25 protein-coding genes are annotated in these 26,497 nt (G+C 45.6%); 3 read left to right on the top strand and 22 right to left on the bottom strand.

The features are described 5' to 3' along the window. Positions 1 to 40: 40 nt before the first annotated feature. Together AAH944_RS04700 and AAH944_RS04695 are read left to right on the top strand one after the other, a co-directional pair. The gene (locus AAH944_RS04700) at positions 41 to 394 is read left to right on the top strand and encodes a YraN family protein (protein ID WP_415536918.1); all 354 of its coding nucleotides are present in this window, start codon (positions 41 to 43) and stop codon (positions 392 to 394) included. Positions 395 to 569: 175 nt separating this feature from the next. Further along, positions 570 to 2,102: a YifB family Mg chelatase-like AAA ATPase gene (locus tag AAH944_RS04695; protein ID WP_415537778.1), complete on the top strand. Its 1,533-nt coding sequence runs from the start codon at positions 570 to 572 to the stop codon at positions 2,100 to 2,102. 548 nt (positions 2,103 to 2,650) lie between these two features. On the opposite strand, the gene AAH944_RS04690 is transcribed toward AAH944_RS04695, so the two are convergent. The 11 genes from AAH944_RS04690 to ylxM form a co-directional block, all read right to left on the bottom strand. Then, positions 2,651 to 3,298, bottom strand: coding sequence for a ribonuclease HII (locus tag AAH944_RS04690; protein WP_415536916.1), 648 nt, complete (start codon positions 3,296 to 3,298; stop codon positions 2,651 to 2,653). 78 nt (positions 3,299 to 3,376) lie between these two features. Then, entirely contained in the window at positions 3,377 to 4,198 is an 822-nt protein-coding gene (ylqF, locus tag AAH944_RS04685; RefSeq protein ID WP_415536914.1) for a ribosome biogenesis GTPase YlqF, read from the bottom strand. Between the two features lie 60 nt (positions 4,199 to 4,258). After that, positions 4,259 to 4,600, bottom strand: coding sequence for a 50S ribosomal protein L19 (gene rplS / locus AAH944_RS04680; RefSeq protein ID WP_119774285.1), 342 nt, complete (start codon positions 4,598 to 4,600; stop codon positions 4,259 to 4,261). A 387-nt stretch (positions 4,601 to 4,987) separates the two neighbouring features. Then, complete coding sequence (locus tag AAH944_RS04675) at positions 4,988 to 5,983, bottom strand: NAD(P)/FAD-dependent oxidoreductase (RefSeq protein WP_415536912.1); 996 nt, start codon at positions 5,981 to 5,983, stop codon at positions 4,988 to 4,990. Between the two features lie 74 nt (positions 5,984 to 6,057). Further along, positions 6,058 to 6,618: an RNA methyltransferase gene (locus tag AAH944_RS04670; RefSeq protein WP_415536910.1), complete on the bottom strand. Its 561-nt coding sequence runs from the start codon at positions 6,616 to 6,618 to the stop codon at positions 6,058 to 6,060. Between the two features lie 316 nt (positions 6,619 to 6,934). Beyond that, entirely contained in the window at positions 6,935 to 7,738 is an 804-nt protein-coding gene (gene trmD / locus AAH944_RS04665) for a tRNA (guanosine(37)-N1)-methyltransferase TrmD (protein ID WP_415536908.1), read from the bottom strand. An 18-nt stretch (positions 7,739 to 7,756) separates the two neighbouring features. Continuing rightward, positions 7,757 to 8,266 carry a ribosome maturation factor RimM gene (gene rimM, locus AAH944_RS04660; protein WP_415536906.1) on the bottom strand — a complete coding sequence of 170 codons (510 nt, stop codon included), beginning with the start codon at positions 8,264 to 8,266 and terminating at the stop codon, positions 7,757 to 7,759. Between the two features lie 159 nt (positions 8,267 to 8,425). Continuing rightward, positions 8,426 to 8,656, bottom strand: a complete 231-nt coding sequence (locus tag AAH944_RS04655) for a KH domain-containing protein (RefSeq protein ID WP_015044186.1) — start codon at positions 8,654 to 8,656, stop codon at positions 8,426 to 8,428. A gap of 17 nt (positions 8,657 to 8,673) precedes the next feature. Beyond that, entirely contained in the window at positions 8,674 to 8,937 is a 264-nt protein-coding gene (rpsP, locus tag AAH944_RS04650; protein ID WP_415536904.1) for a 30S ribosomal protein S16, read from the bottom strand. 105 nt (positions 8,938 to 9,042) lie between these two features. Then, positions 9,043 to 10,425 (bottom strand): signal recognition particle protein, encoded by a 1,383-nt coding sequence (gene ffh, locus AAH944_RS04645; protein WP_415537776.1) that lies wholly within the window; start codon positions 10,423 to 10,425, stop codon positions 9,043 to 9,045. A gap of 43 nt (positions 10,426 to 10,468) precedes the next feature. Further along, positions 10,469 to 10,834 carry a YlxM family DNA-binding protein gene (gene ylxM, locus AAH944_RS04640; protein ID WP_415536902.1) on the bottom strand — a complete coding sequence of 122 codons (366 nt, stop codon included), beginning with the start codon at positions 10,832 to 10,834 and terminating at the stop codon, positions 10,469 to 10,471. Between the two features lie 330 nt (positions 10,835 to 11,164). Here ylxM and AAH944_RS04635 point away from each other — a divergent pair, with 330 nt between their 5' ends. Next, positions 11,165 to 13,576, top strand: a complete 2,412-nt coding sequence (locus tag AAH944_RS04635; RefSeq protein ID WP_415536900.1) for a putative bifunctional diguanylate cyclase/phosphodiesterase — start codon at positions 11,165 to 11,167, stop codon at positions 13,574 to 13,576. Positions 13,577 to 13,627: 51 nt separating this feature from the next. Here AAH944_RS04635 and AAH944_RS04630 read toward each other — a convergent pair whose 3' ends face one another. The 11 genes from AAH944_RS04630 to AAH944_RS04580 all read right to left on the bottom strand — a co-directional run bounded on the left by AAH944_RS04630 (position 13,628) and on the right by AAH944_RS04580 (position 26,373). Next, positions 13,628 to 14,926: an amidohydrolase gene (locus tag AAH944_RS04630; RefSeq protein ID WP_415536897.1), complete on the bottom strand. Its 1,299-nt coding sequence runs from the start codon at positions 14,924 to 14,926 to the stop codon at positions 13,628 to 13,630. Positions 14,927 to 15,037: 111 nt separating this feature from the next. After that, positions 15,038 to 16,072: an S-methyl-5-thioribose-1-phosphate isomerase gene (mtnA, locus tag AAH944_RS04625; RefSeq protein WP_415536895.1), complete on the bottom strand. Its 1,035-nt coding sequence runs from the start codon at positions 16,070 to 16,072 to the stop codon at positions 15,038 to 15,040. Positions 16,073 to 16,115: 43 nt separating this feature from the next. Further along, positions 16,116 to 16,898: an S-methyl-5'-thioadenosine phosphorylase gene (gene mtnP, locus AAH944_RS04620; protein WP_415536894.1), complete on the bottom strand. Its 783-nt coding sequence runs from the start codon at positions 16,896 to 16,898 to the stop codon at positions 16,116 to 16,118. Between the two features lie 2 nt (positions 16,899 to 16,900). Then, on the bottom strand, positions 16,901 to 17,827 hold the full coding sequence (gene ftsY / locus AAH944_RS04615; protein ID WP_415536892.1) for a signal recognition particle-docking protein FtsY: 927 nt from the start codon (positions 17,825 to 17,827) through the stop codon (positions 16,901 to 16,903). Between the two features lie 732 nt (positions 17,828 to 18,559). Next, positions 18,560 to 22,141, bottom strand: coding sequence for a chromosome segregation protein SMC (gene smc, locus AAH944_RS04610; RefSeq protein WP_415537775.1), 3,582 nt, complete (start codon positions 22,139 to 22,141; stop codon positions 18,560 to 18,562). A gap of 16 nt (positions 22,142 to 22,157) precedes the next feature. Then, positions 22,158 to 22,904, bottom strand: a complete 747-nt coding sequence (gene rnc / locus AAH944_RS04605) for a ribonuclease III (protein ID WP_415536890.1) — start codon at positions 22,902 to 22,904, stop codon at positions 22,158 to 22,160. A 71-nt stretch (positions 22,905 to 22,975) separates the two neighbouring features. Next, positions 22,976 to 23,203: an acyl carrier protein gene (gene acpP, locus AAH944_RS04600; protein ID WP_015044197.1), complete on the bottom strand. Its 228-nt coding sequence runs from the start codon at positions 23,201 to 23,203 to the stop codon at positions 22,976 to 22,978. Between the two features lie 121 nt (positions 23,204 to 23,324). Continuing rightward, positions 23,325 to 24,320, bottom strand: coding sequence for a phosphate acyltransferase PlsX (gene plsX, locus AAH944_RS04595; protein ID WP_415537773.1), 996 nt, complete (start codon positions 24,318 to 24,320; stop codon positions 23,325 to 23,327). 86 nt (positions 24,321 to 24,406) lie between these two features. After that, positions 24,407 to 24,586, bottom strand: a complete 180-nt coding sequence (rpmF, locus tag AAH944_RS04590) for a 50S ribosomal protein L32 (protein ID WP_015044199.1) — start codon at positions 24,584 to 24,586, stop codon at positions 24,407 to 24,409. Positions 24,587 to 24,591: 5 nt separating this feature from the next. Then, positions 24,592 to 25,104 (bottom strand): YceD family protein, encoded by a 513-nt coding sequence (locus AAH944_RS04585; protein WP_415536887.1) that lies wholly within the window; start codon positions 25,102 to 25,104, stop codon positions 24,592 to 24,594. A gap of 66 nt (positions 25,105 to 25,170) precedes the next feature. Continuing rightward, complete coding sequence (locus AAH944_RS04580) at positions 25,171 to 26,373, bottom strand: acetate/propionate family kinase (protein WP_415536885.1); 1,203 nt, start codon at positions 26,371 to 26,373, stop codon at positions 25,171 to 25,173. Between the last annotated feature and the right edge of the window lie 124 nt (positions 26,374 to 26,497).

Genomic DNA, 26,497 nt, shown 5'->3' with positions numbered 1-26,497 from the left:
ATATGTACGGGAGTTTTTACTCTTAGGAGGTCCTGAACCATTGAATAAAAGACAGTTGGGGCAGCGGGGCGAAGATATGGCTTTGGAACATATTAAGGAAGCCGGCTTGAACATTATCCAGCGCAATTATCGTTGTCCCAAGGGAGAAATCGACATTATCGCCAGGGATGGGAAAACAATTGTATTTATCGAAGTCAGACTGAGGAGTTCCAATTGCCGGGGATCCGCAGAAGAAAGCATCGGCCTCTGGAAAATCCAAAGGCTTAAAAGTATTGCCTCGTATTATCTTCTGGAACAACACTATCGTCAATGGCCGCAAATCAGGTTTGATGTTTTCGCCATTAACATGGCTGAAGGCGTTCCCGAGTTTAATTGGATCCAAGGGGCACTATAAATGGCTCATTTTCTTTCCGTTTCTATTGACGTTTCTGTCTGATGTTTCTGTCTGTTTTCTGGTTTCTGTCTGATTCCACAAAGCTCGTTAAAATTTTACTATATTCATCCATTAATGTAATTTTATAGAAGGATATTTGCTGTCAGAAGCGAATTCTGTTTTCGAGGTGAAAAAAATGTTTGCTTCTGTCAGCGGAATGTCTGTCGACAATCTCTCGGCCCAGCCGGTCAGTGTCGAAGTGGATATTGCCAATGGTCTTCCCTGTCTGGAAATTGTAGGCCTTGCGGCCACTGCTGTGAAAGAGGCCAGAGACAGAGTCCGGTCAGCGTTGAAAAACTCAGGTTTCGATTTCCCTTTGAAAAGAATTACAGTTAATCTTGCTCCTGCAGACCTGCGCAAAGAAGGCTCCGGTCTGGATTTGCCGATCGCATTGGGTATATTGGCTGCCATGGAAGAACTGAATAACTCCGTACTGAACCGCTATGTTTTTGCCGGCGAACTTTCCTTGGAAGGTCTTTTGCGTCCGATACCGGGTGTTCTGACCATGGCGCTGGCTTTAAAAAGCGAGCCAGAAAAACAAGTCCTGATTATACCGCCTGCGAATCTGGCCGAAGCGAGGCTTGTAACCGAAATAAAGAGTGCAAGCGTGATCAGCCTTGCTGAGCTAGTGGGGATTTTGAACGGAGAAGACAGTTTTTCCGTAATTCCTTCTCCGCCCTCTGCCGAAATCCTTGAAAAGGTATCTGTGGACTGGTCGGATATCCATGGCCAGATACAGGCCAAACGTGGACTCGAAATTGCCGCCTGCGGCGGGCATAACCTAATTATGGTTGGTCCGCCCGGCTCCGGGAAAACGCTGCTGGCCAGAGCATTTGCCGGGATCCTGCCTCCGCTCACGGTTGAGGAGAGTCTTGATGTGACTCAGCTTCACAGCCTGACTGGTATTATCCGGGGAAATGGACAGCTGATTACGCAAAGGCCTTTCCGCAGCCCTCACCATACGGCTACAGTTGCCGGAATCATCGGCGGGGGACAGAAAATTAAGCCCGGGGAACTCGCCCTGGCCAATCATGGTGTTCTCTTTCTGGATGAACTGCCTGAGTTTTCCCGGGAAGTCCTCGAAGCACTCCGTCAGCCGCTCGAGGATCGGAAACTGACGTTAATCCGTCTGAGAGGCAGAATCGAGTTTCCGACACGCATTTGTGTCATCGCTTCGATGAATCCGTGTCCGTGCGGTTATTTTGGGGAGAATGGCCGGGAATGTTCCTGCACACCCCTGCAGGTTAGCCACTACCGTGGGAGGGTTTCCGGACCCTTACTGGACCGCTTTGATCTTCAGCTTGAAGTGCCCCGTTTGAGCTATGGGGAGTTAAAGCATGGGGACAACCGGGAAACCTCTGAGATTGTCCGCAACCGGGTGATCAGAACCAGAGAAATTCAGTACAAAAGATTGAATGAGAGCAGGACAAACTCAGAAATGACCGGACGCGAAACAAAAGTGCTGTGCCAATTGGACAGCGCCGGTGAATCCCTCCTGCAAAAAGTTTTTGATAAGAACCTCTTCAGTGCCCGGGCCCACGACCGTATCCTGCGGGTAGCCAGAACGATTGCTGATATGGTGGGATCAGAAAATATCCGGGCGGAACATCTGGCCGAATCACTACAGTACAGGGCTTTGGACAGGGCAAATTTGCATGAGATAAATTAAATTAATTCAGAAAAATAAAGTCTAAGAAAAAACAAAAAATAAAGGCCGCTTATAAAGCCTTTACAATTATTCATGATTTTGATTTTCAGACTCTTGACAATCTAGAATTACGATCATTTACAATTAAATAGTTTTTTGTACAGACACAAACAACCTTTTTCATTCCATAATATGGATATATAATTTGACTGAATGGAGTGATTAGTTTGCATCATCAGGTTCACAAGGGAGACAATTTATCAAAAATCGCGCGTTTACACGGCGTGACCATCGTAATTTTATTAAGATTGAACCCTCATTTAAAAAAACGCAGACACCGAATTTATGTTGGAGAAAAAATCCGCGTTAGTTGAAGATAAATATAGAGCTCATGGAAAAATACGTCTCAGAATAGTAAGGGATAGCCGCTTTCGTGCAGCTATTCCTTACTTTTTCCGGATATATGCTAATTATTATTCTAATAACCCTATTGTCTTATAGCTTCTTTATGTAGGCGCATGTTCTAAAATATATACTTACGTATCACAAAAGCTTACGTATCGTAAAGATTACCCAAGCTTGTACTGCGTTCCGGTAATGATTTCTTTGATCGGGGAGAAACTTTGCCGGTGGATTGGGCAAGGACCAAAGCGGTTTATTACCTCCATGTGCAACTTGGTTCCATAACCCTTGTGTTGATCAAAATGATATTCCGGATAAAGCTGATGCATCTCATCCATCAGCTCATCCCTGGTGACCTTGGCCAGAATTGAAGCTGCGGCAATACTCGCACTAAGACCGTCTCCACCAATAATGGCTTTCTGAACCGTATTAATGTTCAGCATGTCCCTGCCGTCAATAATGATGTAATCAGGGTTGGGTTTCAGGTTTTCCAAGGCTCTTGTCATCGCCAGCTTTGTAGCTCTTAATATGTTCAGCAGGTCAATTTCCTCGGATGTCGCACTTCCCAGCGCAAAAGCTACAGCCTGCCTTTTAATTTTTCCCGCTAATTCTCTTCTTTTCTTTTCCGAACATTTTTTAGAGTCATTCAGACCGGGCAGGTCAAACTCCCTTGGGAGGATGCAGGCAGCGGCAATAACAGGCCCGGCAAGTGGGCCTCTCCCTGCTTCATCTACACCGGCAATACGTGAATACCCTTCAGCGAACAAACCTTTTTCTATCTCCAGGAGTTTCTCTATCCTTTCGATTTCATTCATTCCTTCATCTCCCCAGCTGAATAAAATGTGGCACATACGCCAGAGACCAGTCTCCGTAATGTATAGAAGCGTCAAATTTTAATCCATCGTCACTTTGGCGATCTTACCGCTGCGGAACTCACGAAGAAAGATCTGGGCGGCTTTGAAGGTATCGATCCTGCCACCGCTAACCAAACAGCCTCTTTTACGGCCAATTCCTTCAAGATCAGTGTCTGTTTCTTCAAGCTTGTAAAAGCTTTGCAGTTCCTGAGGATAGTTCTGTTTAAGCCAAGCGAGAAGCCACTGGGCAAGTTCTTCCTGGTCGAATACCTCATCTCTTACCGCGCCGGTCACAGCCAGCTTCCTGCCTACTTCGGGATCATCAAATTTGGGCCAAAGCATACCCGGAGTATCAAGCAACTCGACTTTATCATGTATCCTGATCCACTGGTTGCCGCGCGTAACACCTGGTTTGTTGCCCGTCTTGGCTTGTGAACCGCCGGTCAGCTGATTAATCAGCGTAGACTTGCCAATATTGGGTATCCCGACAACCATGACGCGAATAGGTCTTCCCCGCACTCCCCTGGCGGCCAGCCGTTCTCTTTTATCCGTCATCAGTTCGTCGAGCAGCGGGACAATTTTTTTGACGCCAACACTGGTCATGGAACTAATCGCTAAAACAGGTCCTTCTTTGCCAAGTTCAGCTAACCACTGGTCGGTCCTCTTTTTGTCGGCCAAGTCCGATTTGTTCAACAAAAGCAAGCGGAGCTTGTTTCCAAGCAGCTGCTTCAGCAGGGGATTCCTGCTGCTCAGCGGCAAACGAGCGTCTCCCAGTTCCATGACAATATCAACCCAAGCCAGTTGTTCTTCGAGCTTTCTTTTCGCTCTGGTCATATGACCAGGATACCATTGAATGTTCATAATCCTCCATAGAAAACGAAAGAGCTGAATTTCTCCAGCTCTTTTCCATCTTCTCTGTTATTAGCGGCGTTCTCTGATTCTGGCCGATTTGCCGTAACGGTCACGCAGATAGTAAAGTTTCGCTCTGCGGACAATACCTTTACGTACAACTTCAATCTTGTCAATACGTGGAGAATGAAGGGGGAATGTTCTTTCTACACCTACTCCGTTGGAAACACGGCGCACGGTGAAAGTCTCCCTTAAGCCATCGCCCTTCCTTTTAATCACAAGCCCCTCAAAGACCTGAATACGCTCACGAGAACCCTCGATAATACGTACATGTACTTTGACTGTATCTCCAGGACGGAATGAAGGAATATTATCTTTAAGCTGCTGCTCTTCAATCATACGAATATAATCCATAATAAATTACCCCCTTCCTTGCCTAGATGTTCTTAACTTCTTACATCAAGCCAGAGGACCATCCGTTTTTTACACTGTATCATATTACCACACACACCAAAAATGCGCAATATACTATATCTTTTTTACTAAATCTCTAGTTAATATTCTTCAAGTTTTCGATACAGCGTCAATTTTTGCTTGTCCTTCATATCTGCTTTTCATTTCTGTTTTTTCTGATCTTCTCTGATTCCGGGATTATATAAAACGGCCAAACCAGTATTTTTCAAATCCGAGTTTTGCCAAATAGGCTGCCCGTGTTGGCTTCCATAGAGAGATCGATGGGCTTGGCTTTTTATAATACTGAACCGATGAATATCGGGCTCGACCGAACCCGGTATTCATGATTCAGGTTCCCTTTCCTTTATAGGTATATTCCGGCTTTGCCCCCCTGGACAGAAGATAGATATTTCTTGCCACTACATCTGCCTGGTAATGCGCAAACGTGCCGGCTTTCGGTGCGTAGGCCCCCATTACCGGAAGCTTTACCGCTGCAGCATCACCAATGGCATAGATTGTCGGGTAATTTGTTTCCAGCGTGTGAAGGTCTACTTCAACAAATCCACTGCTATCCACCAAATTCGACTTTCGCAATACCTCCGGAGTCCAGTGAGGCGCAATACCCAACAAAAGATCCGCAGCAATTTTCGTGCCATGATCCAGGATTAAAGCTTTTTCCTCAATCCTGAGCACTTTCGCTTCCGTGATCAATTCTATCCCTTTTTCAGCAAGCATTTTCCTTACGCTTTGCCCAACCTTGGGCTTGGCTAATGGCTCCGGGGAGTAATCCGGCGTCACCAAGATAAGCTCAATTTTATTTCGAATTCCCCTTTTTCGAAAAAACTGGTCCAAAAGAAACATTATTTCATAAGGAGCAGGTGGACATTTGTAGGGCAAGCTAGATATAAAAAAAACAATTCGTCCGGAGGAGAAATTGTTTAATTGCTGATTTATCTTTCTCACCCCATCAAAATCATAAGCATTTAAAGCATATTCTTTGAATCCGGGTACGGTCTCCGTGTGATACTCCACTCCCAAAGAAATAATCAAGTAGTCAAAAGGCAAGACTCCCTGATTTGTTGAGACCTGATGTCCGGTTACATCGATTTTCTGTACTTCCTGATGCAAAACATGGATATTCTTCTTTTTTAAATTGGTTAACTTCCTTGTTATATCCGTTGGTTCTCGCTGACCGATCATCAGAAGTGGATAAGCGGCTGCAAAGTAATGATTTACTTCCCGGTCTACGACCGTTACCTGCATGGAATCCCCCGCCGCATTTTTAAGAATATTGGAGGCAACAATACCGCCGATTCCCCCACCCAGAATTAAAGTGTTTTTCATAATCTCACCCCAGCACTATTTTCTCCAAAAGAAAACACTTTATTCTAGTGCCTTGTCAATCCGAAAGATCGCGATTAATGGCCTCTGAGCCTATCCAAAATGATTGCCGCAGCTGACCGGACAGACAGATGATTATAGTCCCCAAAACCATAAACCGGCTTCAGAATATAGTCTGCTTTTTCCATTTCTTCCTTTATAATACCCCAACCTGTTCCGAAAAGCAGCAGAAAGTCCTCATCAGTTTCCTCGAGTTTCCGGCGCAGGTCGGAATATTCAATCGTATTCCGATACAGTCTCGCATCCGTTGCAACCGTGAATAATTTCTTGCCGGGATTCCTGCTTTTGATTTCCTGGACAACTTCTTCCAGCGTCGAAGCAAGCTTCACTTTCTCAAAAGCTTCATATCTATTGGGGTTATATTCAGCGCCATACCCTTCCCGCCAAAAGCCCATGATCCGCCGGGCGAGATCCTGCTGAGCCGGACCGGGATGGACAACATAATAGGTATTCACCCCATAAGTAGCTGAGCTTCGGGCAATATCGTGCAAATCAAGGTTGGTTATCGACGTTGCGATCTGCTCCATATTTTTGTTGTAGACAGGTGCGTGAATAAGGGCTACATATAATTCTCCCATTATTTCCTCCAGATCTTATTAAATAGTAATCTAGGGTTAGTCTGTGGGTCACAATATCCGCGTGCCATGGATGGCATAATCCGTTTAAAGGCCGCGCTACGCAATCCTGCTCCGCTCACAGCGGAACTGTGGCCCCCAGACTGATCGTAGGATTATTTACGCAGATCTGCATGCCAGAATGCAGATCTTTCTTTAGACGCATAAGCATTCACTTCGTAAGACGGCACTAGAAACGAGGCTTACAACGAAAAGCAATACGCTAAATAAGTGGCTATATAGCATGCAGACCTGCCACAATAGGTCTTTGGTCTTTATACTACTCACTCTTAATTCGTCGTCTCCGTTTCGGAGCAGTCTTTAAATGCTCCCATTTCTCGCGGTAAATCTTAATCTCCGGATGATCGAGCGCAAGTTCCTCTAGAAGTGGATAATCTGTTTGCTGAAACTCTATCTGCGGGATTAAATCACTTCTTTTCAGGAGAGTCCTTCTCAGAGACTCTTTTCTACGCCAGCATTCAATGTTGGCGTGGTGTCCTGAAAGCAGAACCTCGGGCACCTGCATTCCTTCAAAGTCGGGAGGACGTGTATACTGAGGATACTCGAGCAGACCCTGACTGTGGGAATCATCCTCTTGAGAAACACTGTTCCCGAGGACGCCCGGTAAGAGCCTTGCCACCGAATCGATCATCACCATCGCAGCAAGTTCTCCTCCCGTTAAAACATAATCTCCGATGGACATCTCCTCATCGACCAGGGCGCGTATTCTCTCGTCAAATCCTTCATAATGGCCGCACAAAAAAACTAACTCATCATACCCAGCCAGTCTCAAAGCTTCCCGCTGCTCAAATTTTTTCCCCTGAGGCGAGAGCAAAATAATTCGGCGGCTTCCTGCAGGCTCCGGCAAATTCCGGACAGCCTTGAACAGAGGCTCCGGCTTTAAAACCATTCCCGAACCCCCGCCATACGGGATATCATCCACATTTTTATGTTTGCTCTCGGCATAATCGCGGAAATTGACAAGCGCTATCTCAAGCAGGCCCGCTTCCTGAGCCCTTTTCAGAATGCTTTCTTTTAATGGCGCAAACATTTCCGGAAAAATCGTCAGTACCGTAAACTTCATATGCAGCCTCTCTTTATGCTAAGACTCATCATCGAGTAGCCCCGGAGGCAAAATGACATCCATTCTTTTCGCCTGGACATCCACCTTTTTGACAACGGTTCTTAAGGCCGGAACACAGAATTCAGTTTTTTCGCCGCGGACAATATAGATATCGTTCGAACCAGTTTCCTGAACTCTTATCAAAGTTCCCAGCAGAATATCATTCTCGTAAACCTGCATTCCCTCAAGCTCAAAGTAATACCAGCGGTCTTGCAGCGGAGGAATCTCCGATCGATCTAGCCTGACCTCAAATCCACGGATCTTTTCAGCATCCTCCCTGGTAGCAATGCCTTCCAAAGTCAGGAACACGATACCTTTCGGATCGATCCTTACCCCCTGGACATGAAAAATTTTTTCAGTCTCTCCATCAGATAGATAAATTTCTTTCAGATCCCTGAACCGCTCTGTATTATCCGTAATCGGATATACCTTGATCTCTCCTTTGATACCCTGCGGTTTCAGGACCTCTCCAATTAATACACTTTCCAAGGCGTTACGCCCTTTCCTTTAAAGAATTTCCGAAATCCATCCATCCCATTTAAAGAAAACTTGGCCATCGTCAGCCTTAGCTGTCCTTAGATGGTTCAAAAAGCACTTAGCGTTTTTCTGAACCAGTAAAGTCAAAAAGGGCCTGAGCCCTTTCCAACCTTACTGGTCAATATCAACAATAACCCTGCGTCCGTCTTTCACGGCCGCAGCCTTGACAATTGTCCGGATAGCGTTAGCGATCTTGCCCTGTTTACCGATCACTTTACCCATATCTTCCTGAGCAACTGTCAACTGAAGGTGCACAGTTCTCTCTGTAGCATTCTGAACCACAATAACTTCTTCAGGATGATCCACCAATGCCTTAGCTAGTACCTCTACGACTTCTTTCACAGGAGTCACCTCCATGCTTACTTGGATTTATGAAATTTCTCCATAATTCCGGTCTGACTGAGCAGAGATTTTGCGGTATCCGAAGGTTGAGCTCCCTGAGTCAACCATTCCAGCGCTTTGATCTCATCTATCTTGATTTCATGAGGATTTTTGGTAGGATCATAATACCCAATTTCCTCAATTGCTCTGCCATCACGGCGGGATGCTGAGTCGCATACTACAAGACGGTAGAAAGGATTTTTCTTTGCACCCATGCGGCGCAAACGAATCGTTGTTGCCATAATTTCACCTCCTCCAACAAACTCTAAGAATATATTCAACAACATAAATGTTATTTGGGAATCGCCAATAATTCTAAGGTATATTCCAATTATTTGAAATTGACACTATATCTGGAAAGGAAATTTGGGGAAAGACTTCTTGCCTTGTTTTTTCCCTTTTTTCCCTTTCTTCGCACCGCCTTTGGCGGCTCCTCCCATCCCTGGGAGCCCGGAAAGCTGTTTCATCATTTTCTTGGTTTGTTCATATTGCTTAAGAAGCCTTCCAACATCGACAACCGTTGTTCCGCTCCCTTTCGCTATCCTTTTTTTACGGGAGTCCTTGATTAGGATCGGTTTTCTTCTTTCATCCGCTGTCATCGAGCAGATGATGGCTTCCGCCTTGTAGAACTCTTTCTCATCGATCTGGACGCCTTTCATCTGCTTGCCGATTCCAGGCAGCATTTCCAGCACAGACGACAAAGGACCCATCGAGCGCAACTGTTTGATCTGGTCAAGATAGTCATCCAGCGTAAGCTCTTGTTTGCGGATTTTCTCTTCCAGTTCCCTGGCTTTTTTCTCGTCGACATTCTGCTGGGCTCTCTCGATCAGGGTCAGCACATCGCCCATACCTAAAATCCTGGACGCGATCCGGTCAGGGTGAAAAACTTCCAAAGCATCTATTTTTTCGCCGGTTCCGGCAAATTTGATTGGGCAGCCGGTCACTGCTTTGACGGAAAGCGCTGCACCGCCGCGGGTATCCCCGTCAAGCTTGGAAAGAATAACGCCGTCAAGTCCGAGCTGTTGGTGAAAAGCATCGGCAGCATTTACTGCATCCTGACCTGTCATGGCATCGACGACCAACAATATTTCATGCGGTTTGACATTTCCTTTGATCCTGGACAGTTCATCCATGAGTTCTTCATTAATATGCAGCCGTCCGGCAGTATCAATGATGACGACATCATTGCCATTTTTTCTCGAAAATACCAGACTCTCGGAAGCGATCTTCACGGGATTTTCCTGACCGAGAGAAAAAACCGGAACCTTGATCTGTTCCCCTAAAACTTCCAGCTGTTTAATTGCAGCAGGACGATAGATGTCACAGGCGACCAGCAGCGGGTGTTTCCCCTGCTTTTTCAGCATATTGGCGAGCTTGGCACCATGGGTGGTTTTTCCGGCTCCCTGCAGTCCCACCAGCATAATAATTGTCGGTGGTTTGGAGGAAATCGATATTTTGCTTTCACTCCCACCCATCAGACGGATAATCTCTTCGTGGACAATTTTTATCACATGCTGCCCGGGAGTAAGGGATTCTAGTACTTCCTGACCTACAGACCTCTCCTTGATCCGGGCAATCAGTTCTTTGACAACCTTGAAATTGACGTCTGCTTCAAGCAGCGCAATTCTAACTTCACGCAGGGCCTCTGTAACATCGGCTTCGGTTAATTTACCTTTTCCTCTAAGTCTTTTGAAAGTAGCCTGGAGTTTTTCGCTTAGACCCTCAAACATTGCCATCCCGGCGTCCCTTCTTTCCCCATCGTATTTTTATTCGCTATTCGAGCGTATCTGCGATAATCTCTTTGATCCGCATATTTATATCCAACTGACGTTTCCAGGCAGATCCGCTGGAGAAATCTTCTTTTTTTACTTCTTCCAGCAGGGATTCTATGCGGTGGAATTTATCTCTTTCCTGGATAAATCGGAAAATGAGTCCAAGCTTGTGCTCATATCCCTCCAGAATCTTTTCAGTTCTTTTGAGTAAATCATAAACCGCCTGGCGGCTGATGCCTTCTTCGGCAGCAATCTCAGACAGTGAGTAATCCTGCTGATAGTACAAATCCCATATTTTTCCTTGCTTTTCTGTCAGCAAGGGGCCATAAAAATCAAATAACAAGGCTTTTTCAGCAATTTCTTTCATTTTGATATTCCGGCCTCACCGTAAAGTATTTTTGCTTTACATCTTTTGTATTTTATCCAAAAATACTTTCGTTGTCAAGTTTTTTACTGCGTGTTGGATTGGGATTGGCAAGTCAGAATAATAAGAAATTTGTAAATCATTGTCTAGTTTTAGCATTCTTAAAGCTACTCACTTCATTTATTATTATGAGTATAATTGACTATATAATAAATGTATTTACATTTTTATGTATAAATCGCTATTTTTCCGTGGTAATATATTACATATATTTCAGAAAATCAAAAAAATTTCCGATAATATTATGGATAAATACTGTACGGAGAAATAAATATGAAAGTAACAAAGAATAAGACACTAATTTTTGTTTTCATTGCTGTTTATTATCTTTTTTACCTTACTGCGACCATTAACCAATCCAATTTTTGGGGGAATATTCTCTCGCCGATTGGTGCCCTGATATCATTTTCTCTGCTTTTGTATGCCTATTTTAAGCCAAACCAGCCAAAGTATGTCCGTTACATCTGGCTGTCTTTTTCTTTTGCTTCCCTTTCCTGGGCAGTCGGTGACTTCATGTGGGACTATTCTGTTTGGGTGCTTGGGATTGATCCAATAGATGATTTGTATATTGCGACCCTGTATTTTGGCACCAATTTTTTTCTTTCGATCGGTTCTGTCATCTTTGCCCTAAACCGCTTCAGAAGATGGAATGCCCTACAGCTGCTGATTGACAGTCTGACGATGTCCGTTTCCATTCTGCTGTTGATTTGGGTCATTTACCTTGATGCGCACTATGAGAACCTTTACCTTATTTCCAAAGGCGGCTGGACTTTATCTATGAGCATCCTTCTCGATATTGGAATGATGACCGGTATATCCATCTGGTTTTTCTCAATCCGGGCCGGAAATATCGCCCCCTCCGTCCGACTTTCATCAGGCTCCGTTTTTGCCTTCGCTTTGCTCGACTTGATCTATTATTATCTCTATCTCCATGATCTTTATATTCCGAATTCAGTGATTGATTCGATTTATATGGCAAGCTTGCTTGGTATTGCGCTCAGTGCGCTTATAACGCCCCAGAATATAACAGCAGAGGCTGATGATCTCACGCTATATGGGGATTATTCTAACGAAGGTTACAGAAATCAGGGGTTACTTTTATTGGTCGGGCCTATTATCATTCTGTTTTTTGTTGGATTCAATATTCAAAGCTTATTGATTTTTTTCATTATTATCTTTCTTCATGGAATATTGAGCAATCATATTCAGAATTCCATCAAAGACCAGCGTCTCTTAACAAGAGAAAAAGAGCTGAATGCCGAACTTGAAAAACGTATTGATGAACGTACACGGGAGCTTTCGGAAAAAGCCAGAGAACTCGAGAAAAAAAACCGCCAGCTACATTGTCTCTCCAGTCAAGATATCGTAACGAAGCTTTACAACCGCCGCTTCTTTCTGGAAGCTGTGCAGGAAAAAATCAAAAACTGCCAGGACGATAATATTCTCGTCCTGTTATTTCTTGATATTGACCGGTTCAAAACGATCAATGATGTTTATGGCCATATTATCGGAGATAAACTGATCATTGCACTTTCCAAGCGTCTCCAGAAATTTACCGATCCTGAACATGACCTGCTGGCCCGCTTCGGCGGTGATGAATTTGTGCTGGCGTTCCATGGCAAATATCATAACGGCGATATTGAGAAGCTGGCCCAAGGTATCATCGCCATCTGTACAGAGCCAATCCAGCTCAGTAAATATACATTCCACATAACGATCAGTGTCGGGATCTCCATTTACCCGCATGATGCTTCAAGTCTTGACGCCCTGATCCAGAATTCCGATATAGCGATGTATGAGGCCAAGAAAATAGGGTTCAATAAATACGTCTTTTTCAATGAGCAAATCAATGCGATCCTCCAACGGAATCTAAAGCTTGAAATTTTATTGAGAAAGGCGATCTATGATAAAGAATTTTCACTTCATTACCAGCCCCAGTTCAGCATACCGGATAACAGTCTTATCGGAATTGAAGCACTGCTCCGCTGGAATAGTCCGGCTGAAGGTTCAATTCCTCCGAACGAATTCATTTCGATTGCAGAGGAGACAGACCTGATTATTCCGCTTGGAAAATGGGTGATGAACAGGGCGATCCGCCAAATTGCCGAATGGAACAACCGTTATCAGACCACTCTGAAAATGGGCATCAACGTTTCGATCAAACAGCTGAATCATAAAGAATTTGGTGAAATGGTCAAATCAGCAATCAAATTCTATGCTGTTCCTCCGGAATGGATTGATATGGAGATCACTGAAAGCATAGCAATCGAAGAAGCCTATGATATTCACGGGATTATCAAAACGATCAGGGATATCGGAATTTCTATCTCGATTGATGACTTTGGAACCGGCTATTCCTCTCTAAATCATTTGAAGATGTTTCCATTTGACCGCATAAAATTTGCCAAACTCTCCATTGATCATATTGTCAATGATGAGTTTGACAAAGAAATTGTGCGTTCGATTATTGTGCTGGCGAATTTTATGAAAATTAAAACCATCGCCGAAGGCGTTGAAACTGCAGCCCAATACGAAGTGTTGAAAGAATTGGGCTGTGATCAGATTCAAGGCTACTATCTGGGCAAGCCCATGCCGGCTAAAGAGTTCGAAAAAGCCTTTTTTAGCTTACCCCAACAGTTCCTTTTAGAAAATTCTCCAGTAAATTCTTCAATAATTTCTTTATAAAATTTTACAGAATTCCCCTTGTTTAACCAGGTCGGCAGGATAGCGAAAAGCTCAGACTTCAGACGCTATTCTCCTGGCTCTTTTTTCTGCTTCGCGGCAGATTTTCTGTTCGTCAAGTGTCAGCAGTCTCCTGTCTTCCATCAGGATCTTTCCGTCGACGATTACCGTTCTGACATCCCCGCCCCTGGCACAGTAAACCAGATGTGAAGGTATCGAGAACCTCGGATAGAAATGCGGCTGATCAAAGTCAATCGAAATCATATCCGCTTTATAGCCGGGCTGAAGTTTACCTAGATCCTTCAATCCTGCCACAGTTGCCCCTCCGGCCGTCGCCATTTTCAGAACTTCATAGGCTTTGAGGTCTTCAGGAGAGCCAACCAGTTTTTGCTGAAAGGAAGCCGAACGCATTTCCCCAAACATATCAAGATCATTATTGCTGGAAGTACCGTCTGTTCCGAGTCCGACAGCAATCCCCCGCTTAAGCATTTCCGGAATCCGTGCTGTTCCGCTGCTCAGCTTCATATTGCTTTCCGGGTTATGGGCAACCCCTACGTTATACTTTTTAAGGATATCCAGTTCGGCATCATTCAGGTAAACACAATGGGCAGCAATCATTTGTCCTCCCAATATACCCTGTTGTTCCAGCCAGCAGAGCGGCGTTGTTCCATATCTCTCCCTGATCGTAGCGAGTTCGGATTCTGTCTCCGCGAGATGGATATGGATGCCGGCTCCTAACCTGTCGGCCTCCTGTTTTACAGTCAGCAGAAATTCTTCTGAACAGGTATACGGGGCATGCGGGCCAAACATAATCTTAATTCGTCCGTCCCCAGCGTTATGATACTTCCGGAATAATTCAATATTTTCCTGCAGTGATCTGTTGCCGGCTTCTTTATTGTGATCAATCATGCCGCGGGACAGCAGTGCTCTAGTCCCTGATTCCAAAACTGCCCTGGCCGTTTCTTGTTCACTGATATACATATCCGTCATGGTCGTCGTACCGGAACGGAGCATCTCACAAAGAGCAAGCGAACTCCCCCAGTAGATATCTTCCGGTGTCATTTTATCTTCAAAAGGCCAGACCTTTTCCTGCAGCCAGGGCATAAGCGGCATATCATCGGCATAGCCGCGCAGCAGTGTCATTGCAGCATGCGTGTGCGTGTTAATAAGTCCGGGCATCACGACATGGTTCGTTAAATCCAGGACTCTGTCTGGATTAAAACCCGCCGGGGCTGTTCCTCTCTCCCCGACAGAAACAATACGGTCCCCGTCTATCGCAATTTCTCCCTGCAGGTAGAAATCCTGTGCATCGGTCATCGGTAAAATCATCGCTCTGATTAGATACCTGGACATTGGGTTACCTTCTTTCTCTTCTATATCATTTGACGCCTGTTTGCAGAAAAAAACGGCTTAAATGAACCTGTACAAAAATCCATTTGAGCCGAACGTTTTTTCTATTTCGTATTATCTTACCAGCATCTTCACCATATTTACAGAATAGGGCGGGGATATGATCCCTTTTTCCGTAATAATCCCGGTAATATATTTTGCCGACGTAATATCAAAAGCGGGATTGTACACACTGACTTCATCGGGAACAATCCTTACATCCATGATTTTCCGAACTTCCTGATCGTCCCGCTCTTCTACAGGGATCTCGTCCCCGCCAGATATTTTCAAATCAATGGTCGTTGTCGGTGCCGCCACATAAAACGGAATTTGATGAGCAGCAGCCAGCACGGCCAGCGAATAGGTTCCTATCTTGTTGGCCGTATCGCCGTTGGCGGCAATACGGTCCGCCCCTACGATAACCATATCGACTTTCCCCTGCTGCATCAGATAGCCGGCCATATTATCCGTAATCAACGTTAACGGGATCTGATCCTGAAGGAGCTCCCAGGCCGTTAATCTGGCCCCCTGTAAAAGGGGTCTCGTTTCGCCTGCAAAGACATGAATCTTTTTCCCGGAATCATGTGCAGTCCTAATAATCCCCAGGGCTGTCCCAAATTCAACCGTAGCAAGACTGCCTGTATTGCAGTGCGTCAGGATATTTGCTTTTTCCGGAATCAGCGTGTTGCCGTATTCCCCAATACGTTTGTTCATTCTGCGGTCATCTTCGGCAATTTCATTCGCTTCATTGATTAAAGCTGCCCGAATATTTCCAATATCATTCATATTCAGAAATTCTCTGAATTTATCTTCCATTTTTCTAAGTGCCCAAAAAAGGTTTACAGCAGTTGGACGTGTTCCTTCCAAAACGGTCCGAACCTCACCCATATAATCTTTAAAGTCTTCACCGCTTCCGCGGTATTCGGCAGCCCCCAGCGCAAAGCCGTAGGCTGCAGCCGCCCCGATTGCTGGAGCTCCGCGAACTTCCATATTTTTTATTGCCTCTGCCATTTCTTTATAAGAATGTATTTCGCGGTATTGTTCGACAAACGGCAATTTCGTCTGATCGAGTATCAACAAATGATCTCCCTGCCATTGAAGCGCTTTCACACGATTTCCGCCTTTCTTAAGAAAACTTGGCTGGTGTCAACCTTTAAAATAAGCCTGCTTCTTTGCTTCCGGTAGTACAGTAACACCGCTGGTCATGATCCATGATCTTACAGGTGCTTTCCACCAATGCTGCCACAGTTTTGCTCAACAAGTCCATAGTAGCGATTACTTCGGCATGTGTCAATGGGTCTTTTTTAATGCCCGCAGCCTGATTGGTTACGAGGGCCATGGTCGCATAGCACATTCCAAGTTCCCTGGCCAATACCACTTCCGGAACTCCGGTCATTCCTACCAGGTGCCCGCCCAGCATCCGGAACATGTTTATTTCCGCCGGAGTTTCAAAACGGGGGCCTTCGGTACAGACATAGACCCCACCGTTTTTTACATTTAAGCCGGATCTTACTGCACCTTCTATGATATGATTACGCACATCGGGACAGTAAGGTTCCGAAACATCGACATGCAAAACCCCCTGTTCCCCATCCTCAAAAAAAGTCGCCGCACGGCTTTTCGTAAAATCGAGAAACTGGTCCGGCAAGACAATATCACCGATTCGATAAGCTTCAGATATGGAGCCTACTGCACCTGTGGCCAGAATCTTTTTCACGCCTATTTTTTTGAGGGCCCAAATATTGGCCCGGTAATTAATCAGGTGAGGCGGGCAGGTATGCTTTGCACCATGTCTTTTTAAAAACACCATTCCAATCCCGCTGATGAACCCTTCAGCCAGCTGAACAAAACCATACGGCGTTTCAACTGTCTTCTCGATCCTATCGTCAAGCGTCAGATTTTCAATTCCGGTACCGCCAATCAGTGCAAAATCCAAGACTACTCCTCCTCAGAACGGTCAAACAGTGCCCGGGCAAATTCCCTCGGTTCAAAAGGCCTTAAATCTTCTGCCCCTTCACCGATTCCAATCAATTTTACCGGAATATCCGCTTCATTGCGGATCCCCAGGATTACGCCGCCTTTAGCCGTACCGTCCAGCTTGGTGAGTATGATCCCTGTTATATCGACTGCTTCCTTGAAAAGCTTCACCTGCTGGATAGCATTCTGTCCGGTCGTCGCATCGAGCACCAGCAGCACCTCGTGCGGGGCATCCGGAACTTCACGCTCGACCACCTTTTTGATCTTGGTCAATTCTTTCATCAGATTCACTTTATTGTGCAGTCTTCCGGCAGTATCGATCAAGAGGACATCTGCATTCCGGGATCTTGCCGCATGAAGCGCATCAAAAGCCACCGCAGCAGGATCAGCCCCCTCCGACTGTTTGATAACCTCTGTCCCGGACCGTTCTCCCCATACTTCCAATTGTTCGATCGCTGCTGCTCGGAAAGTATCCCCTGCCGCCAGCAAAACGTTTTTGCCTTGGCCCTGCAGATTTTTGGCCAGCTTGCCAATCGTGGTCGTTTTTCCTACACCGTTGACACCAACGACCAGATAGACGGTGGGCTTGGAAGCCGCAAAAGACAAGGGACTCTCTTCGCCCAATAGCGCAGTAATATGTTCCTGCAGTGTATTCCTCAGCACGGAGCGGTCATTAATTTTTTGTTCTTTGACGGATGCACGCAGCATTTCAACCAATTTCAGCGTGGTATTGACACCCACATCTGATTGAAGCAGAATCTCTTCCAATTCTTCATAAAGATCTTCATCAATTTTGCCTGAGCCGGTAAAGAGCTGTTCAACTTTGCCGACAAAACCTTCCCTGGTTTTGGTCAAACGCTCTTTAAGTCTGGAAAATATTCCCGCCACTTCATCTTCTCCTATCAAAGCAATATTTGCACAACTGAAATTTTAGCACACTCGGTTAATTCTAACAACTCGGTCCATTCGACCAACCCCGAGGCTGGAACATACATTCTGAAATTTATTTACAAGCTATTAAATTAATCTTGGGTAAGTCTGGGGGCCACAATACCGCTTTTCGGCCGTTGTGCCATCCATGGCACAAAAGGCCGCGCTTCGCAATCCTGCTCCGCTCACAGCGGAACTGTGGCCCCCAGACTGATCATAGGCTTATTCAAGCATGTCTGCATGCCAGAATTTTGGACGTTTTACTAGTTCAGCGACTCCAAAGCAACATTAGCTTCAAAAGAATCACTCACTCCAAATTAAGTCTCCGTGATGGATAACCGCTTTCGGCAGATTGCGCACTCCATGCTCCGCTTGACGCTGGCTATCCATTACGGAGACGTAATATGGAGCAATTGAAAGTTTTTAAGCTATCATTGTTTGGTGTCGTCGAACTAGTAAAACGTTCTAAAATATCCACACAGAAAATGCTCTGCATGCTAGAATGCAACTCATACGACTCCAAAGCAACGCTAGCTTAAAAACCTTTGACCCACTCCAGATTAGGTCTCCGTAATGGATGACCAGCGTCAAGCGGAGCATGGAGTGCGCAGCGCGGCCTTTTGCGTCAAGGAGGACGCAACGGCCGAAAGCGGCCATCCATTATGGAGACTAACCCAAGCAAAAATACTTTTAGATAGCCGGAGCCTCTATTCTGTCTTCGAGCTCGACAGTCAAAAGCTTCGATACGCCCGATTCTTCCATAGTGATTCCATACAGCCTGTCCGCGGATTCCATGGTTCCCCTGCGGTGCGAAATAATGATAAACTGCGTATGTTTGGATAGTTTGCGCAGATACTGCACAAATCTTTTGACGTTGACTTCATCCAGTGCCGCCTCAATCTCATCCAGGAGGCAAAACGGACTCGGTTTGACTTTCAGGAACGCAAACAGCAGGGCAATCGCCGTAAAGGACCTCTCCCCACCTGACAGAAGCGATAGGAGCTGTGCCCTTTTGCCCGGGGGCTGGGCCATGATCCTGACTCCGGTCTCCAGAAGATTGTTCGGATCATCCAGTAACAATTCAGCTTGTCCGCCGTTGAAAAGCTGTTTAAATACTTCTTTGAACGCTTCATTGACGGCCGTGAAACCTTCCTGAAAACGTTCGATCATACTCTTGTCTAGTTCCCCGATCAGCTCCTGAAGTGTCCTTCCGGCCTCATCCAGATCATTTTTCTGGGTGGACAGGAATTCAAATCGTTTCAGCGTTTCCGGGTATTCCTCAAGGGCTGTATAATTTACGGGTCCAAGTTCTTCAATTTTTTGTTTGTAAAAAGCAATCTTCTCCTGTAAAGCGTCTTTCTTTTCAGGCGAAAGATAGCTTAACGCGTCTTTCCAGGCCAAGTGGTATTCTTCCTGAAGGCGGTCATTTCCAGATTCCCATTCACCCTGCCAGCGGGCAATCCTGAGCTCATTCTGGTGAATCTGCTGTTCCATGTCCCTGGCCTGACTCCGCAGCATCTGAATATCCTGTTCCTGCTTGAGATTATTCGCTGAGAAAGATTCTTTTTCCCTGCGCAGTTCGACAAGCTTGAATTTCTGGGCATTAATTTGGACCGTGTATTCCTGAACACTATTTTCCTGTTGTTCCTTGCCGGAATACAGTTCCTGCTCAGCCTGTTGAAGCCCGACGATCTCCTTGTCCTTTTCTGAGATCAGGTCCCTGTTAAGCAGAATCCGCTCATTTTCCTCAGTGATCTGCTGAATGATCTGGTTAGACTCCTGCTCCGATCTGGCAGCCTCGACTTTGGCCGCAGTAATTTTTTCCGAAAGCTCCTGCGCCTCTGAAGTTTTTTCTTTCAGCAGTTGTTCCTGCTCGGTCTGCTCTGACTGCAGAGCCAGAATCTTCTGTTCTGTTTCGTTCAGCAAGTGTCCGGTTTCTTCATATTTGGCAGCAAATCCTGTCAGTTCATTGCGGACTTCATCCAGTTCATACCGGATGACCCGGAGATCCTGTTCCAGCCGGTTCATTCTTTCCTCGTGGTGTTTGCTGTCCACATCGATGATATCTTTAGCCCCATTAATTTTCAGCAATTCCATATCAATGGTTTCTTTCGCTTCCCCGAGGCCTTCCATCTCTTTCTTTATGGCAGTGTATCGCTGCTTCTTTTCTTCCAGTTCGGCCTGCATGTCCTTAGTCTTCAGAGACAGTTCTTCAATCTCTCTTGCTCTGCTTAAGAGGCCGCTGCTTTGAGATCTCGTGCTTCCGCCGGTAAGCGACCCGCCGATGTTGACTTGGTCACCCAAGAGCGTTACTACCCTGACCCGGTATTGGTTAGCTTTAGCCAGCTCAATCGCAGAATTCAGATTGTCTGCAACCAGAATTCTTCCAAGCAGCGACTCCATGATATCTTTAAAACGCGGCTCAAACTTGACCAGATCAACCGCCAGCCCTTGAAAACCGTGATGCCGTCTTGTTTTGTCATCAAGTGACTGCCTCGTTCCGCGGATTGCATCCAAAGGCAGGAAAGTGGCCCGGCCACTGTTCGTCTTTTTCAAGTACTCAATACATTTTTTCCCGTCCTCGGTTTTTTCCACAATAATGTTCTGCAGAGAACTCCCCAAAGCGGTTTCCACTGCAAGCTCATATTTGGCCTCTACTTCGATATTGTCAGCCACTGTACCGAATATAGTCTCACAGGTAATTTGGCCTTTCCGGTAAGCCAGGACTGTCTCCTTGACGCCCCTGTTATACCCCTCCAGACTGTCCTGGAGTGTATGGAGGGCATGAAGTCTCGCCCCGGTCTGGTCAATTTTACGTTGAAACTCCGAGCACGCAGTCTCAGCATTTTGTTGTTCCAACCTGTTGTTTTGGATCGTCTTCCTGATATTTTCTATTTTTCCCAGAAGTTCGACCTCTCTGGCTTCCAGTTTTTGTTTTTCCTCGATTTGGGCAGTAATTTCCTGAAGCACAGATTCCTTCTCTGCTTCTTTGGCTTTGATGTTTCGGGTATATTGTTTCTCTTGTTGAAGAAGAGCTTCTTTCTTTTGATTAATTTCAGCAATTTCACTAGCAAGTTTGCTCTTGTTGGAGAGTTCTTCAAAGATTTCCGTTTTCAGCTCTTCCAGACGTGCTTCCCCGCTTAATTTCCGAAGCTCTTCCAGCTGTTGTTCTTTCTCTTTTAGATCCCTAGCTGCATTTTGGAGGATTTCCTGCAGAAGCGTTTGCTTTGCAGTAAGGTTTTCCTTCTTTTCAACGGATGCGGCCAGCGTTTCCTGTGCAGCCGCCAGTTCTTTTTGCAGGCGCCCAAATTGTTCCTGGATATAGCCGCTTCTCTCGGAAAGCAAGGATAATTCGTGTTCTGCTTCGTTCATTTTATTTTCAAGAGCGTATATTTCCCCCTGCAGGTCTTGAACGCGTTGCTCCAATTGATTCAGTTCGTACCTGCCGCGTACGCTCAGGTTTTCTTCTTCATTGACCCTAGTTGTCAGCGCCGTAAATTCCTGACGAAGCGTCTCTTCGGAGGTCTGGGCATTGGTCAGCTTACTGTGTATATCAGAAAGTTCATTAACGATTAAATTAATCTCGAGCTTTTCCAGCCCTGAGATTAATTCCTTGCTTGTTCTGGCTGTTTCGGCCTGTTCGGCTAACGGCTCAATTCTGGCTTCGACTTCGGCGATAATATCGCTGAGACGATCGACATTTTGCCGGGTATCCTCAAGTTTTCTCAAAGCTTCTCTCTTGCGCAGGCGGAACTTACTGATGCCGGCGACTTCCTCGATCAGCAGACGCCTTTCATCAGATTTCAGATTCAGAATCTCTTCAATCCTGCCCTGTCCGATAATTGAAAATCCTTCTTTTCCCGAGCCGGTATCAAGGAAAAGTTCCTGGATATCTTTTAACCTGCAAGGTGTCCGGTTGATAAAATACTGCGCTTCTCCATCCCGATAAACCCGGCGGGTAATGACAACTTCCTCATAATCCAGCGGAAAGAGACCTGAAGCATTATCAAAGAGCAGAGATACTTCCGCCATCCCTACAGGCCTGCGGGACGAGCTTCCGGAAAAAATGACATCTTCCATTTTGCTTCCGCGGAGACTCTTGGCACTTTGTTCACCAAGCACCCAACGTACGGCATCGGCAACATTGCTCTTACCGCTGCCGTTTGGTCCAATAATGACGCTCATGCCCGGCTGCAGGTCAATTTTTGTTTTATCTGCAAAAGACTTAAATCCCTGAATATGAATCGATTTGAGAAATAATTCTGCGTCCATTCCAGGTATCACCAATTTATACCTCCCATGCTTTCAGCGCAAAATGGGCTGCCTGCTGCTCTGCTTCTTTTTTAGTCTTACCGATTCCTTTTCCCTGCAGTTCACCTTGAAGATAGACCCCTGCCGTAAATCGTTTATCGTGGTCGGGTCCTGTCTCTTCAATGATCCTGTAGCAAACCTCATATTCCTTCTTTTGCGCTTTTTCCTGAAGCATGGTTTTGAAATCTCCATAATTTCCTTCGTTAAGTTCCAGAATCTCCGGAACAAGCATGTCGAGTATGAATTTACGAACTTTTTCAAAGCCATACTGCAAATAAATCGCTCCAATGACTGCCTCCAGCGCATCGGCAATGATGGACGGCCTGTCCCTGCCGCCAGAGGACTGTTCCCCTTTACCCAGAAAGAGCGCCTGGCCCAAGTTAATACTGCGGGCTTTTCTAGCCAGCGTCGTTTCATTGACGACTGCAGCCCTCATTTTGGTAAGCTCACCTTCAGGCTTATCCGGATAGTTCTGATAGAGATACTCGCCAATGATAAAATCCAAAACGGCATCGCCTAGAAACTCCAGCCGCTGATTATTCTCCAGCCCGCTGTTGGGATTTTCAAAAGTAAAAGAAGGATGCGTCAGCGCTGTAAAAATCAGTTCGCTTTGCAGGTTTTCCAATCCTAACTGGCTGATAAAGGATTCAACTTCTCCCGTTTGTTCAAGGTATTTATTCCGGGAGCTCTTATGGAAATACGCGCGGCGGTTTCTTTTGGCCATATATTGCTCCTTTCATCCTAAATGAGTTAAAAGCCCCGTAGTAGCCTAACTACGGGGCCTTGGAACTAGGCTTATTGGTTCTCTTGCACATACTTCACAACGTCAGCAATGGACTGAATATTTTCCACCTCTTCATCGGCAATATCAAGGTTGAATTCCTCTTCAAGTGCCATAACAAGCTCAACAATGTCCAGAGAATCTGCGTTTAAAGCTTGGAAAGTCGTGGTAGGAGTAATTTCATCTTCGCCTACTCCCAGTTGATCAATAACAATTGCTTTTACCTTTTCGTATACATCCATTTATGCCACCCCCTCTCAGGTAGTTTTATTTCTTACCCTATTATTCTGAGCAGTAAAGCCTTTTATTCAGAATTGTACCAGTATTTATCAATAATGCAAGCAACTTTTTCATGACAGCAACCTATTTTTGCGTATTTTTTTCTAAACCATCGACGATTTTTTCGATAATTTTTCCTTCGATACACTCTTTGGCTACACGAACAGCATTAAAAATAGCATTTTCTTTGGAACTTCCGTGACAGATAATACTTGTACCGTTCACGCCGAGAAGCGGGGCCCCACCGTACTCAGAATAATCCAGCATGTGTGCAATTTCTTTTAATCCGGGTTTAACCAGTATTGCTCCTATCTTCCTGGTAGTGCCAGCTGTAATTTTCTGCTTAATCAGCTGGAAAAGCGATGACGACATTCCTTCAATGGTTTTTAGTACAATGTTGCCGACAAAAGCATCACAGACAATGACATCTGCAGTCCCATAGGGAATGTCCCTGCCTTCAATATTTCCGGCAAAATTCAGGGAAGATTGTTTCAGCAAGTCATAAGCAGACTGAACAAGTTCGTTCCCTTTGCCCTCTTCACTGCCGATATTCAGCAAGGCCACCTTGGGACTTTTAAGTCCCAGAATCTTTTCGGCGTAGATACTTCCCATCATCGCATATTGCAGAAGGTTCTCCGGTTTGGCATCCGGATTGGCACCGACATCGAGCAGCAGCTTTCCGCCTTGAAGCGTCGGCAGAACCGTGCAGATCGCAGGCCGGTTGATTCCTTTAATTCTGCCTAAGCCCAGCAAAGCTGAAGCCATCTGTGCTCCGGTGCTGCCTGCTGACACCAGAGCATCCGCATATCCTTCCTTCACGAGTCTCGTGGCGACAACAATAGAGGCATCTTTCTTCTTCTTAATCGCGGCGGCCGGATGTTCATCCATCTCAATGACTTCGGAACATTCATAAATCTCAATCGTGCTTTTTAAGTCTTCAGGTATATGTAAGTCTATCTTGTCTTTCTGTCCGACAAGGATGATCTGGATATCCGGAAGAATCTTGGCCGCTTTTAAGGCGCCTTTGACAATCTCTCCGGGCGCATGATCTCCGCCCATGGCATCAACGGCGATTTTCATCCACGACATACCCTCTTTCTCTCATTATATACAGAAAACTTGGCTGACGCCAAGCTTTGATCTGTTTTTTTGAGTACTCTAACTTATTATTCACCCATAGAGATGACTTCTTTGCCATTGTAATAGCCGCAGTTCGCACAAATATGATGCTGAAGCTTCTGTTGATGGCACTGGGGGCATTCCACAAGATTAGGAACGGACAACTTATCCATTGCTCTGCGCCTGCGGACTCTAGATTTGGATTGTTTATTTTGATGAACACCCATTGATATTACACCCCCTTATTCCATTTGGATAATATTTCTAAGCGAGGATCAATATCCTCAGTGGAGCACGAACAAGGATTCGTATTGCGGTCAGCGCCACATTTCAGACAGAGACCCCTGCAGTCTTCAGAACATAAGAACTTTAAAGGAATCTGCAGCAGTATATGTTCTACAATCCTGTCGTCAATCGGGAATTCGTCCTTTTCAAAAACCAGCATGCTGTCGTCTTCGGCTTCAGAAGCAAATTCCGCCGGGACCCATTCGTCTTCAAAAACAATCTTCAGATTATACGAAAATTCTTTCAGACATCTGGAACAACTAGCAGCAATCACAGACGATATTTTCCCATTCGCCAAGAGTGATTTGCCGACATTTTCAGCTTTTAATTCCACTTCAAGCGGGGATAAGAAACGATAAGACTCATTTCCAAGCTGCAAAGGCGGAAAATTTTCCTCATGAAAACTAAAGGTTTTTGACCCACCCTCGGCCCGCCTTACTTGAAAAACATTGACGATCACCAGCAATCACCTCGATATGCAACAACTGTAATTATAGTTATCACTTTTTTCTTTGTCAAGAAAGGATTACATCTTCTGGATGATTTCCTCAGTATCCAAGGCAATCATGAGTTCTTCGTTTGTCGGAATGACCATGACCTTGCATCTGGCTCCCCACTTGGAAATGTCCACTTCCTGTCCTCTGACCGCTTCATTTTTCTCATCGTCAATACTGACACCGATGCAGCCCAGCGTATCACAGACTGACCGGCGAATTAAAGGAGAATTTTCTCCCAGTCCGGCTGTAAATATGATCCCGTCGACGCCGTCTAGAATTGCAGCATAGGCACCGATGTATTTTTTAACGTCATGAACAAAAACATCCAAGGCAAGCTGGGCACGGTAATTGCCTTCGTCAGCAGCTTTCTGTAAATCGCGGAAATCACTGCTGACTCCCGAAAGGCCAAGTACGCCGCTTTTCTTGTTTAACAGCGCATTGACTGCGTCCCCGGAGATCCTTTCTTTTTTCATGATAAACGGAACAATGGCCGGATCAAGATCCCCCGACCGGGTGCCCATCATCAGCCCCTCCAGCGGGGTGAACCCCATGGAATTTTCGACTGATTTCCCATATTTTACGGCCGTAAGCGAAGATCCGTTACCCAGATGGCAGCTGATCAGCTTTAACTTTTCCAGTGGTTTGTCCATGACCACTGCGGCCCGCTGGCTGACATACTTATGTGAGGTCCCATGGAAACCGTATCTGCGGATCTTGTACTTTTCATACAGCTCGTAAGGTATCCCGTAGATATAAGCCTCCGGAGGCATCGTTTGATGGAATGCCGTATCAAACACCGCAACCTGAGGTGTCCCCGACATCATCTGTTCACATGCAATAATTCCTGCCAGATTGGCCGGATTATGAAGAGGTCCAAGTTCAAAACACTCTTCAATCGCCCGTTTGACCTCTTCATTCACAAGCACGGAGCCGGACACTTTTTCTCCGCCATGGAGAACTCTGTGCCCTACTGCATCAATTTCTTCCAGGGACGCTAAAACACCGAAATTCGGATCGATCACAGCCTGTAAAACCAATTTGATCGCAGCAGTATGATCCGGCAAATCAGCAACAATGACCTCTTTTTCTCCACCTTTCGGACGATGCGTAAGCATCGCTCCGGGAAGCCCGATTCTTTCCACCAGGCCTTTTGCCATCGCACTCTTCGTTTCCATATCCATCATCTGGTATTTGAGCGATGAGCTGCCGCAATTTAGCACGAGAATCTTCACAAATTACACTCCTTTACTCTCTTCCACCAATCAAGATACATTGCCTATATAGTATTGTATTTTTTTCTCTTTCTTATCTTTGTATACTCCGGTTATATAAATCACATATAGGAATACCCTAAAT

It is taken from the genome of Dehalobacter sp. CP, assembly GCF_047652685.1.
Classification (GTDB): domain Bacteria; phylum Bacillota; class Desulfitobacteriia; order Desulfitobacteriales; family Syntrophobotulaceae; genus Dehalobacter.
This window is presented reverse-complemented; position numbering and strand designations above follow the sequence as displayed.

What these genes read in the sequence shown, in the direction of transcription:
- AAH944_RS04670 (WP_415536910.1), bottom strand. Translation starts at nt 6,618, where the DNA reads ATGGGAGAATTATATGTAGCCCTTATTCACGCACCTGTCTACAACAAA.
- acpP (WP_015044197.1), bottom strand. Translation starts at nt 23,203, where the DNA reads ATGGATGTATACGAAAAGGTAAAAGCAATTGTTATTGATCAACTGGGA.
- AAH944_RS04630 (WP_415536897.1), bottom strand. Translation starts at nt 14,926, where the DNA reads ATGTCCAGGTATCTAATCAGAGCGATGATTTTACCGATGACCGATGCA.
- AAH944_RS04695 (WP_415537778.1), top strand. Translation starts at nt 570, where the DNA reads ATGTTTGCTTCTGTCAGCGGAATGTCTGTCGACAATCTCTCGGCCCAG.
- AAH944_RS04675 (WP_415536912.1), bottom strand. Translation starts at nt 5,983, where the DNA reads ATGAAAAACACTTTAATTCTGGGTGGGGGAATCGGCGGTATTGTTGCC.
- ylxM (WP_415536902.1), bottom strand. Translation starts at nt 10,834, where the DNA reads ATGAAAGAAATTGCTGAAAAAGCCTTGTTATTTGATTTTTATGGCCCC.
- rpmF (WP_015044199.1), bottom strand. Translation starts at nt 24,586, where the DNA reads ATGGGTGTTCATCAAAATAAACAATCCAAATCTAGAGTCCGCAGGCGC.
- AAH944_RS04635 (WP_415536900.1), top strand. Translation starts at nt 11,165, where the DNA reads ATGAAAGTAACAAAGAATAAGACACTAATTTTTGTTTTCATTGCTGTT.
- rpsP (WP_415536904.1), bottom strand. Translation starts at nt 8,937, where the DNA reads ATGGCAACAACGATTCGTTTGCGCCGCATGGGTGCAAAGAAAAATCCT.
- plsX (WP_415537773.1), bottom strand. Translation starts at nt 24,320, where the DNA reads ATGAAAATCGCCGTTGATGCCATGGGCGGAGATCATGCGCCCGGAGAG.
- ylqF (WP_415536914.1), bottom strand. Translation starts at nt 4,198, where the DNA reads ATGAACATTCAATGGTATCCTGGTCATATGACCAGAGCGAAAAGAAAG.
- rnc (WP_415536890.1), bottom strand. Translation starts at nt 22,904, where the DNA reads ATGGCCAAAAGAAACCGCCGCGCGTATTTCCATAAGAGCTCCCGGAAT.
- ffh (WP_415537776.1), bottom strand. Translation starts at nt 10,425, where the DNA reads ATGTTTGAGGGTCTAAGCGAAAAACTCCAGGCTACTTTCAAAAGACTT.
- AAH944_RS04690 (WP_415536916.1), bottom strand. Translation starts at nt 3,298, where the DNA reads ATGAATGAAATCGAAAGGATAGAGAAACTCCTGGAGATAGAAAAAGGT.
- trmD (WP_415536908.1), bottom strand. Translation starts at nt 7,738, where the DNA reads ATGAAGTTTACGGTACTGACGATTTTTCCGGAAATGTTTGCGCCATTA.
- rplS (WP_119774285.1), bottom strand. Translation starts at nt 4,600, where the DNA reads ATGGATTATATTCGTATGATTGAAGAGCAGCAGCTTAAAGATAATATT.
- smc (WP_415537775.1), bottom strand. Translation starts at nt 22,141, where the DNA reads ATGGACGCAGAATTATTTCTCAAATCGATTCATATTCAGGGATTTAAG.